The 10650-nt window shown below is 42.8% G+C and carries 11 protein-coding genes; 3 read left to right on the top strand and 8 right to left on the bottom strand.

Annotated elements, in window-relative coordinates; genetic code table 11:
- Positions 1-11: 11 nt before the first annotated feature.
- The 3 genes from HMPREF8578_RS11130 to HMPREF8578_RS11140 are packed head-to-tail and all read right to left on the bottom strand — an operon-like array spanning position 12 to position 2047.
- Positions 12-380, bottom strand: coding sequence for a VOC family protein (locus tag HMPREF8578_RS11130; RefSeq protein ID WP_000565236.1), 369 nt, complete (start codon positions 378-380; stop codon positions 12-14).
- Positions 380-1561 carry a pyridoxal phosphate-dependent aminotransferase gene (locus HMPREF8578_RS11135; protein ID WP_000777440.1) on the bottom strand — a complete coding sequence of 394 codons (1182 nt, stop codon included), beginning with the start codon at positions 1559-1561 and terminating at the stop codon, positions 380-382. The genes HMPREF8578_RS11130 and HMPREF8578_RS11135 overlap by 1 nt, the downstream gene beginning before the upstream one ends.
- A 9-nt stretch (positions 1562-1570) precedes the next feature.
- Positions 1571-2047 carry a cell wall elongation regulator TseB-like domain-containing protein gene (locus HMPREF8578_RS11140; RefSeq protein ID WP_000776859.1) on the bottom strand — a complete coding sequence of 159 codons (477 nt, stop codon included), beginning with the start codon at positions 2045-2047 and terminating at the stop codon, positions 1571-1573.
- A 118-nt stretch (positions 2048-2165) separates the two neighbouring features.
- Between HMPREF8578_RS11140 and HMPREF8578_RS11145 the strand changes: the two genes are divergently transcribed.
- Positions 2166-2612 carry a MarR family winged helix-turn-helix transcriptional regulator gene (locus HMPREF8578_RS11145; protein WP_000816319.1) on the top strand — a complete coding sequence of 149 codons (447 nt, stop codon included), beginning with the start codon at positions 2166-2168 and terminating at the stop codon, positions 2610-2612.
- 91 nt (positions 2613-2703) lie between these two features.
- Positions 2704-3252: an NAD(P)H-dependent oxidoreductase gene (locus HMPREF8578_RS11150; protein WP_000039633.1), complete on the top strand. Its 549-nt coding sequence runs from the start codon at positions 2704-2706 to the stop codon at positions 3250-3252.
- A gap of 31 nt (positions 3253-3283) precedes the next feature.
- Here the strand turns inward: HMPREF8578_RS11150 and yaaA are convergent, their stop codons facing one another.
- The 5 genes from yaaA to HMPREF8578_RS11170 all read right to left on the bottom strand — a co-directional run bounded on the left by yaaA (position 3284) and on the right by HMPREF8578_RS11170 (position 9128).
- The gene (gene yaaA / locus HMPREF8578_RS11155) at positions 3284-4012 is read right to left on the bottom strand and encodes a peroxide stress protein YaaA (RefSeq protein WP_000697799.1); all 729 of its coding nucleotides are present in this window, start codon (positions 4010-4012) and stop codon (positions 3284-3286) included.
- Positions 4013-4091: 79 nt separating this feature from the next.
- Positions 4092-4223: a DUF3953 domain-containing protein gene (locus HMPREF8578_RS12270; RefSeq protein ID WP_002874755.1), complete on the bottom strand. Its 132-nt coding sequence runs from the start codon at positions 4221-4223 to the stop codon at positions 4092-4094.
- An 86-nt stretch (positions 4224-4309) separates the two neighbouring features.
- Positions 4310-5905, bottom strand: a complete 1596-nt coding sequence (locus HMPREF8578_RS11160) for a hypothetical protein (protein ID WP_000821457.1) — start codon at positions 5903-5905, stop codon at positions 4310-4312.
- An 11-nt stretch (positions 5906-5916) separates the two neighbouring features.
- Positions 5917-6327, bottom strand: a complete 411-nt coding sequence (locus tag HMPREF8578_RS11165) for a peptide deformylase (protein WP_000412250.1) — start codon at positions 6325-6327, stop codon at positions 5917-5919.
- A 104-nt stretch (positions 6328-6431) separates the two neighbouring features.
- Complete coding sequence (locus HMPREF8578_RS11170) at positions 6432-9128, bottom strand: cation-translocating P-type ATPase (protein ID WP_000032431.1); 2697 nt, start codon at positions 9126-9128, stop codon at positions 6432-6434.
- A 306-nt stretch (positions 9129-9434) separates the two neighbouring features.
- Here HMPREF8578_RS11170 and HMPREF8578_RS11175 point away from each other — a divergent pair, with 306 nt between their 5' ends.
- Positions 9435-10628: a cation diffusion facilitator family transporter gene (locus tag HMPREF8578_RS11175; protein WP_001076589.1), complete on the top strand. Its 1194-nt coding sequence runs from the start codon at positions 9435-9437 to the stop codon at positions 10626-10628.
- Positions 10629-10650: the final 22 nt, after the last annotated feature.

Consider the following 10650-nt stretch of genomic DNA (forward strand, 5'->3'; position numbering starts at 1 on the left):
TTCTTCCTTTTCTATTCTTCTTTATGGCAAACTGCCTCTATGTTATTTCCATCTGGGTCAATAATAAACGCAGCATAGTATGGCTGATGATATTGAGGACGAATACCTGGACGACCATTATCTTGACCACCAGCTAAAAGACCAGCCTCATAAAAAGCATCCACCTGCTCCCTCGACTCTACATTAAAAGCGAAATGAGTCGGATCAGACTTCCCTTGACTTAGCCAAAAATCACCCGCTGGAGCAGTTCGAGGTTCTGCAAAACTGACTGCCTGAGGAATATCAAATGCTATTTTATATCCCAAAGGAGCCAAAGTTTTCTGATAAAAAACTTTACTACTTTCCAAATTACTAACTTGAATTCCAAAATGATCTATCATTATAATCCCTCCATAAATTGATGCAAGCGACGAATAGCTTCTTTCAAGGTATCCAAGTCTGTGGCATAGCTGAGACGAACATTTTCTGGTGCTCCAAATCCAGCTCCTGTAATCAAGGCCAGTCCGACTTCTTCGAGAATAGCTGTTGTAAACTCTGTCACATCGGTATAACCCTTCATTTCCATCGCTTTTTTAACATTTGGGAAGAGATAGAAGGCACCTTGGGGCTTGACAACTTCAAATCCTGGCACTTGGCACAAGAGAGGATAAATGGTATTCAAACGCTCTTCAAAAGCCTGGCGCATGGTTTCAACAGAGTCTTGCGGTCCAGTCAGCGCCTCAATCGTTGCATATTGGGATACTGCTGTCAGATTTGAGGTCGTTTGTCCTGTTAGTTTGCTCATGGCAGCAATAATCTCAGGATTTCCCACAGCATAACCTACCCGCCAACCAGTCATAGCATAGGCCTTAGATACACCATTAATCACGATGGTTTGCTTGCGAATGGCTTCTGACAGACTAGAAATTGGAACAAATTCGTTCCCGTTATAAACCAGACGACCGTAAATGTCATCTGCTAGGATAAGAACATCATGTTCAACAGCCCAATTTCCGATAGCCAAGAGTTCCTCACGAGAGTAAATCATACCGGTCGGATTCGATGGTGAATTAAGAACCAAGACCTTGGTCTTATCTGTTCGGGCTGCTTCTAGCTGCTCTACTGTTACTTTAAAGTGATTGTCTTCCTTGGCCTGGACAAAGACTGGCACACCTTCTGCCATCTTGACCTGGTCTCCATAGCTGACCCAGTAAGGTGTAGGAATGATGACCTCATCACCTGGATTGACCACAGCCATAAAGAAGGTGTAGAGAGAGAACTTAGCACCAGTGGCAAAGGTAACCTCGTTTGCCGCTACGGAATAGCCATAATAGCGTTCAAAATAGGTATTAACCGCCGCTTTTAACTCTGGTAGGCCTGAAGCAACTGTATAAAAGGAAGCTCGTCCATCTCGAATCGCTTCTATCGCTGCATCCTGAATGTTTTCAGGAGTATGAAAATCAGGCTGTCCCAAGGTTAAGAAAAGAACATCTTTTCCCTGAGCTTTTAATGCTTTGGCTCTTGCATCACTAGCTAGAGTGACGCTTTCTTCCATTTCTAGTACACGTTTGGATAGTTTCATATGCCCTCCTTATTGGATCACTGCTCCTGTTTCAAAGTCAACCAGATAGTACTGGTTTCCTGACTTAACTTCCCAAATCGGCTTGTCCTGATAACGACCAAAAGTAATCTTTTCAATGTCGCTAGCTCCTTTTTCCCTCGAAATCGTCGCTGCCTTGTCTTGAGAAATCCCTTTATCAAGCTGATAAACATAAATCTTGTGGTCATTCTTTTCAATCAGTACAGCAATGGCCTCTTGCTTTTTATTATGTCCTAAAACGCTGTAATAACCTTCTAGTCCATTATAAAAATCAACCTGATCTGCCTGTTCCAATTCTGCATACTGCTTGGCTAGTTTTTCTCCCTCAACTCTAGCATCTTGATAGGGTTTCATGCTGAGTGATATCAGATAAAGGAAGGAAGTCGTCATGACTAGTACTACCAGAGCAATGCCGATTCCATACTGTAAAAGTAGCTTGTTTTTTGCTTTTTTCTGTCTTAGTTTCACTCGTCTATTTTACCATCTCTCCTTCTTTATTACAAGTGAAGACGGGAACATTCTAAGATTCTTTTCCTATAAAATGTAAGTTCTTGTTTTTCTCTCTCATTATTGATAAAATAAGCTTATGAAACAATACTTAAAAGAGAAAATTTCCGATAATCAATTAGACTTAAAAACAGCTATCGTCCTCAACAAAGCCATACGAACTTTTAAACCATATGAAGCCAAGGCTGCCAAAGAACACGGGCTAACACCCACTCAATTTTCAGTTTTGGAAACCCTCTATAGCAAGGGGGAACTACGCATTCAGGATTTGATTGAAAAAATGCTAGCCACTTCTGGAAACATGACTGTTGTCATTCGAAATATGGTTCGAGATGGATGGATTTCTAGAACTTGCGACCCCAAGGATCGTCGCTCCTTTTTCCTGAAATTAACACCTGCAGGACGCAGAAAAATCGAAGAGGTTCTTCCTGAACATATCGATTCCATTGTAGAAGCACTCAGCATCTTGGAAGATGGCGAAAAGGAAGACTTAATCCACATTTTAAAAAAATTTAAAAATTTGTGAGCAAAATTATTGCTAATTAGTATCATTTGTTGTAACATGGATGGTAACAAAAGAGTTCGCTCTTTGAATTTTAAACTAAAGGAGACACATCATGTCTAAAAAAGTATTATTTATCGTCGGTTCACTACGCCAAGGTTCTTTCAACCACCAAATGGCCCTCGAAGCTGAAAAAGCACTTGCTGGAAAAGCGGAAGTTAGCTATCTTGATTACTCAGCTGTTCCTCTCTTCAGCCAAGATTTGGAAGTTCCAACTCATCCAGCTGTAGCTGCTGCTCGTGAAGCAGTCCTTGCTGCGGATGCTATCTGGATCTTCTCTCCAGTCTACAACTTCTCTATCCCAGGAACAGTGAAAAACTTGCTTGACTGGCTCTCTCGTGCCCTTGACTTGTCTGATACACGTGGTGCTTCTGCCCTCCAAGACAAGTTTGTTACTGTCTCATCTGTAGCCAATGCCGGTCACGAGCAACTCTTTGCGATTTACAAAGACCTCTTGCCATTTATCCGCACACAAGTCGTTGGTGACTTTACAGCTGCTCGTGTCAATGACTCTGCTTGGGCAGACGGAAAATTGGTGTTAGAGGAAGCAACGGCTTCATCACTTGCAAAACAAGCTGACGACCTTCTTGCAGCCATCAACTAATCCAGCAAAAACCAGCTCGAATGAGCTGGTTTTATGCTTGTTTCACAAAGACGAGTTCTAAATCACTGGATAAATCAGGTTGGTAGTCAAAACCTGCAAAACTGAGCTGGCGAGCTTGTTCGACTGTTTGGACTTGCCCCTCTATCAAGGTGGTCAAAAAGGCACCACGTGCTTTTTTTGAAATAGTTGAGTGAATCTTCAGCTGACCTTCCTTATCCTCCATAAATTTGAAGGTCACCATCTTTTCTCTGATTTTCTTCGAAAATACAGTTTCAAACTCTGATGATAGGAGTGAGAATATCAAGTCCTCGTCCTGAAGTGCCTCATCATAGGCTGATTTCCAATGAGTCTTTAGGGTTTTTCTAGCCACTTTTAACTTCATCAAGAAGTCCAAACGGTGTGGAGCCATAGGCGACAAGGCTGGGACAACACCGTATAAAGCCGAGGTAATCAGGACATGATTTTCAAGATAGGTTTGTTCAGCCTCGGTTAACGCATCTCTTTTGATGTGGCGATACATGAGACCATCGAAGAGTTTCAAGGCTGGATAATGTTTAGCCCTGTGATCTTTTAAAGCTTGAATATGAGCGTACTCTTCTTCTGCTTTCTCGGAAGATACCTTATAAAAAGTCTCTAATTCACTAGCTGAGTAATGCGCCAGTGAGTCAAGGACTTCCTGACTTTCTTCCCTCAAAGGGAGCGCTTCGATACAAGGATGGTTTGTGTTCATTTCTTTTGCTGTTGGGATTAAAATTTTCATATTGTTAGTGTAGCATATTTTTCAATCACGACCAAGAATTTCATCTTAAAAACCTCGGTTCATACCGAGGTTTCTCTGTTTATTTTGGCCATCCTAACCAGATAGCCACGAGAACAAGGGCTGTGCCAGCTAAGCTTGTTAAGATAGATAAGAATTTATCTTTTTTCTCCTTGAACTGAGAAAACCTATTTTTATACTCAATGAAAATCAAAGAGCAAACTAGGAAGCTAGCCGCAGGCTGTACTTGAGTACGGCAAGGCGACGCTGACGTAGTTTGAATTTGATTTTCGAAGAGTATTATTGTACTTTAAAGGTCTTGAGATAATTATCTTTTCCAACTTGACCTTCGAAGGTTTGGCCATTTTCGAGGTAAGGAAGGTCGTCTGATACGGAAGCCTTGACCTTATAAATCTTGCCATCAACTTTAAAGAAATAGACGGTATCCCCCTTGATGACAGCTGATTTAAGATCTGAAACCACTCCCTTGATATTTTCTACCGTTTCATTATCCAGCTCGAGGTCGTTTTTATTGGCATACTTGCTGAGGAGTTCATCTACCGTAGTTGCTACGATAACGTTTTGGTACTCCACTGCATCAACCAAAGCATACTCCTTGACCAGACCTGCATTGTCCTTCAAGCCCATGATGTAGAGCGGTTTATCATTGAGATTGACAAGAATAGGGAAGGTCGCCTTGTAGGCCTTCTCTTGCACTGCTCCTTCTGCAGAAGCACGGGCTGATTCTTCGGTTGCTGAAGCTAGATTGTACTTGGTGATTTCACCAGTGCGCATATTTTCAAGGATAAATCCTAGATTACTTTCATCAGCATTTGCTGAAGTCACTCCTGTGTAGAGATAAATGTCATTTCCGATAGAAAGATAGTTATAGCCTTCTGTCGTTTGGGTAACGTTTTTCTTAGAAATCAAAGCATTCCAGAAGCCGTCTTTATACTTGCCGTTGTAGTTGATTTGTTCGATGGTTTCTTCTGCTGGATAGACACGGTCCACCCATTCTGGCACTTCATCCAAGCTGTATTCCTTGGTTTCTCCATTGGTGGCGTCCAAGATAATAACAGATGAAGGGCGAGGGACTCCTAGACCAAACTGCTTTTGATAAACGGTTGCTACATAGAAGGGATTGCCTTCATCATCCACCTCAAAGGAGGGCGTTTTAAAAATCTTGGTTGGGTACTTGATCCGAAGATGGCGTTTGACATCACGATTAAAATACTCGGAGTCTGAATACTTCATCGGCGTTTTTAAATCCACCAATTCCGCATTTCCTGTCACCATATCAACCTTGATATACTCGCCAATTCCCTTGGACTGATTATTAAACCATTTGATCGGGTCGGCATACTCCAAAGGAGTCACTCGATAGGGTTTGCCATCAACCGTCAGCTGGGTATAAGTATCTGCTGCTACGTACTGGGAGACCTTATCCGTCAGAGAACCCAGGTAACGGTCACCAATCTTTTCTGCAGTGCTCCGATCTAGGATTGGAACCTTACTGGTATCACTCTTAGGAAAATCTTTAAAATCTTTTTCTGTGATAGACACCACATTAGCATAATTTTTTGCTTGGAAAAAGCTAGAGGTTATTAGGCTTACCAAACCAGCAAGGGCAAAAATGATACCTGCAGTCAGAAACAATCCTCTACTAAGTTTGGTAAAAAGGAATCCTTCTAGATTGAGATCTTTGGCAGCCTTGCCATGACGTACATGAACAGTTTTGAGGAGATTGGTATCCTTGCGGAAACTAAACAAAATTCCCATCACCACCAGATGCCCACAGAGAAAGAAGATGAATTCCCAACTAGTCAGATTGAAGGGTGGTAAAAAGATATACCAAGTCGTTGCGATAAAAACAAGTTCAAATAGTATTCGTTTCATCTGAGTTCCTCCTAAATAATCCGTCCTTCCAAATGATCCAGCTCATGCTGGCAGATCTGAGCTGGAAAACCTGTTAGCGTAATGGTCAGCTCCTGCCACTTGCTATCGCGATAGGAAACCGTAATCGTTTCATAACGGGTCGTCGGTCGAACACCAGTCAAAGACAAACACCCTTCCTCTGTCTCGTAAGGTCCTTTATTGGAAAGGAGAATGGGGTTAAACATGACCATGGGAACTAGGCCAAGATTAAAGATAATCACGCGCTTCTGCACCCCAATCATATTTGCTGCCAGACCGACACAGGTCTCGCGATTAGCCAGCAGGGTATCCTGCAAATCTCTAGCTAGATAAATGTCTTCCTGACTTGCAGGTTTCGATACCTGCGACAAGAATAAGACATCTCGGACAATTTTCTTTTCCATTCTCTTACGCTCCTTACAACTTTACTTTATTATAGCACAAAAGGGGGCAACTTCTAGTCCTTTTCCTCAAATGCAAAAAAAGCCATCCGAAGATGACTTTCTTTTTAAATCGCGTTCTTATCAAGACCAAGTTTACGTTGAACAAACTTAACGATTTCGACGATAAGTATCATTGAGAAGCTTCCAGCTAGAACAATACCCCATTGTGACAAGTCTAGTTTGGTTACGTGGAAGATACCTTCAAGTGGTTCTACAACGATTGTTGCCATCAAGAGGATGAAGGATACCAAGATAGACCAGTTGAAGGTCTTAGACTTGAATGGTCCGACTGTCAAGATGGATTGGTAAACAGACTTGACGTTGTAGGCATGGAAGAGTTGGATCAAACCAAGTGTTGCAAAGGCCATGGTGAGGGCATCCGCATGAATGGCTTGGTTGTCTCCTACATGGACTGGATAGGCAAGAGCAAGACCATAAACAGTCAAGACGAGAGCCCCTTGGAGTACACCTTGATAGATGATAGAACTCATGACCCCACCTGAGAAGAAGCTTGATTTGCTTCCACGTGGTTTGTGGGTCATAACACCTGGCTCAGCTGGTTCAACACCAAGGGCGATAGCTGGGAAGGTATCGGTTACCAAGTTAATCCACAAAAGATGAACTGGCTGTAAGACATCCCAACCAAACAAGGTTGATAGAAAGATGGTTAATACTTCAGCCGTATTGGCAGAAAGTAGGTACTGAATGGTCTTTTGAATATTTGAGAAGACCTTACGTCCTTCTTCAACTGCGACGATGATAGTCGCAAAGTTATCATCTGCAAGGATCATGTCAGAAGCTCCCTTAGAAACCTCAGTACCAGTGATTCCCATACCGATACCGATATCAGCTGTTTTCAGAGCTGGTGCGTCGTTGACACCGTCACCTGTCATGGCAACGACCTTACCTTGGTTTTGCCAAGCCTTGACAATACGAACCTTGTGTTCCGGAGATACACGCGCATAAACAGAGTATTGACCAACGACTTTTTCAAATTCTTCATCAGAAAGTTCGTTAAGCTCAGCACCAGTCAAGACATGGTCTTCTGAGTCATTTTCATCAATGATTCCCAATCGTTTGGCAATGGCTTCCGCTGTGTCTTGGTGGTCACCAGTGATCATGATTGGACGGATTCCCGCTTCTTTAGCGACACGAACGGCTTCTGCCGCTTCGGCACGCTCAGGGTCAATCATCCCAATCAAACCAGTAAAGATCAAGTTGTTTTCAAGCTCTTGAGAAGTAAGATTTTCTGGAATACTATCGATAATCTTATAAGCACCTGCAAGGACACGCAAGGCTTGGTGAGCCATTTCCGAGTTGTTTGTATGGATTAATTCAGTGACTTTCTCATCAATCGGAGCAACATCTCCAGCTTTATCACGAGCAACACAGCGTTTCAAAAGTTGATCTGGAGCCCCCTTGACTGCCACGAGGAATTTACCATCTGGCAATGGATGAACCGTTGACATGAGTTTACGATCTGAGTCAAACGGCAATTCAGCTACACGAGGATATTTCTCTAAGAACCCTTTAACATCGTAGCCCTTGTCCAAGGCATACTGGATGAAGGCTGTTTCCGTTGGATCCCCAATCAGGTTTCCTTCAGCATCAATCTTGGTATCATTGGCCAAGACAACTGAACGAAGTAGGGGCATTTCAAGACCTAGTTCAATATCATCAGATGAGTCATGTAGGACTGCGTCATAGAAGACTTTCTCGACTGTCATCTTGTTCATGGTAAGCGTACCAGTCTTATCAGAAGCGATAATCTCAGTTGAACCAAGTGTTTCTACTGCTGGCAACTTACGAACGATAGAGTTTCGTTTGGCCAAAACTTGAGTACCAAGGGCAAGAACGATGGTCACGATAGCAGGTAGTCCTTCTGGGATGGCTGCAACAGCAAGCGCAACAGAGGTCATCAACTCACCAAGTGGATTTTTACCTTGAATGAAGACTCCAACTACAAAAGTAACAAGGGCAATAACCAAAATTGCATAGGTCAAAACCTTAGAAAGGTTGTTCAAGTTTTGTTTGAGTGGCGTGTCTGTCTCGTCAGCATCTTGGAGCATACCAGCGATATGACCCACTTCAGTGTACATACCTGTATTGACAACAACACCAAGACCACGACCATAAGTCACATTTGAGTTTTGGAAGGCCATATTGACACGGTCACCAATACCAGCATCTGTAGCGAGCTCGACGGTCAAGTCTTTTTCAACTGGAACAGACTCACCTGTCAAAGCTGCTTCTTCGATTTTAAGAGAATTAGCTTCTAGCAAACGTAGGTCCGCTGGTACGACGTCACCTGCTTCAAGGGAAACGATATCACCTGGCACCAATTCTTTTGAGTCAATCTCAGTCATGTGCCCATCACGAAGAACGCGCGCAGCTGGACTAGACATCGATTTGAGGGCTTCGATGGCTTCTTCTGCTTTTCCTTCTTGGTAAACACCAAAGGCTGCGTTGATGATAACAACGGCTAGAATAATGATGGCATCTGCAATATCTTCCCCACCAGAAGTTATGACAGACAAGATGGCTGCAGCAACCAAAATAATAATCATCAAATCCTTAAACTGTTCGATGAATTTAACCAAGAGAGATTTTTTCTCACCCTCTTCGAGTTCATTGCGCCCATATTCAGCTAGGCGTTTCTGCGCTTCGCTTGACGAAAGGCCTTGCTCAGTTGCTTCAACCGACTTCAAGACTTCTTCGGGACTTTGAGTATAAAACGCTTGGCGTTTTTGTTCTTTTGACATATGTCTCCTCCTTGACTTTGTGTGCAAAACAAGCTCTCTTTTGGTTTTATGACAAACAAAAAGAGACCTGTTAATCATAACAAGTCTCGCTGTTTAAGATAGCGCCGGAAAACATACTTTTCAGTATACAATTCGGAATGACGACACTATCACAGGTTTCTGCCAGCTACTCCCTTGAGTAGTACTATTATATCAAAATTTGAACAATTTTCAAGGGTTTAAATCTGATGAAACAAGACTAAATTTGAATTTTCCTTTGAAAACCAGTATAATGGTAGAATACTAAATGACTAGAAAGGAAGCCCGATGAACCAATCCATGTCAAATCTCAAGTTGGCGGAACGTGGTGCCATTATCAGCATTTCGACCTACCTCCTCTTATCTACGGCAAAATTAGCGACTGGCCACCTCCTACATTCTTCCAGTTTGGTAGCGGATGGTTTCAACAACGTATCCGATATTATCGGAAATGTTGCTCTTCTGATCGGTATTCGGATGGCGCGCCAGCCTGCAGACCGTGACCATCGTTTCGGTCACTGGAAAATTGAAGATTTGGCTAGTTTGATTACTTCCATCATCATGTTCTACGTTGGCTTTGATGTTCTTCGGGACACCATTCAAAAAATTCTCAGTCGGGAACAGACAGTTATCGACCCTCTGGGTGCAAGTCTCGGAGTCGTCTCTGCGGCAGTCATGTTCGCAGTTTATCTCTATAATACTCGCCTCAGTAAGAAATCCAAGTCCAAGGCGCTCAAGGCTGCCGCCAAGGACAATCTTTCCGATGCTGTTACCTCACTTGGGACTTCCATTGCCATCCTAGCCAGCAGTTTTAATTATCCAATCGTGGATAAACTGGTCGCTATCATCATCACTTTCTTTATCTTAAAGACAGCCTATGATATCTTTATCGAGTCTTCCTTTAGTCTTTCAGATGGTTTTGACGACCGTCTGCTGGAAGACTACCAGAAGGCCATCATGGAAATTCCAAAGATTAGTAAGGTCAAGTCCCAAAGAGGTCGCACCTACGGTAGCAATATCTACCTTGATATCACGCTGGAAATGAATCCCGACCTATCAGTCTATGAAAGTCACGAAATTGCGGACCAGGTTGAGTCTATGCTAGAAGAACGATTTGGTGTTTTTGATACTGATATCCATATCGAGCCAGCTCCCATACCTGAGGACGAAATTTTGGACAATGTCTATAAAAAACTACTCATGCGCGAGCAATTGATCGACCAAGGCAATCAATTAGAAGAACTCCTTGCTGAGGACTTTCTCTATATCCGCCAAGATGGAGAGCAGATGGATAAAGAGGCTTATAAGTCTGAAAAAGAACTTAGTGCTGCGATTAAGGATATTCAGATTACCTCCATTAGTCAGAAAACCAAGCTCATTTGCTATGAGCTAGATGGCATCGTCCACACCAGTATCTGGCGTCGCCATGAGACTTGGCAAAATATCTTTCATCAGGAAACTAAAAAAGAAGACAAACAGTGACCCTATCCAGTGGATAGGGCCT

The sequence above is a fragment of the Streptococcus oralis ATCC 49296 genome (assembly GCF_000185265.1).
GTDB classification, from domain to species: Bacteria; Bacillota; Bacilli; order Lactobacillales; family Streptococcaceae; genus Streptococcus; species Streptococcus oralis_BC.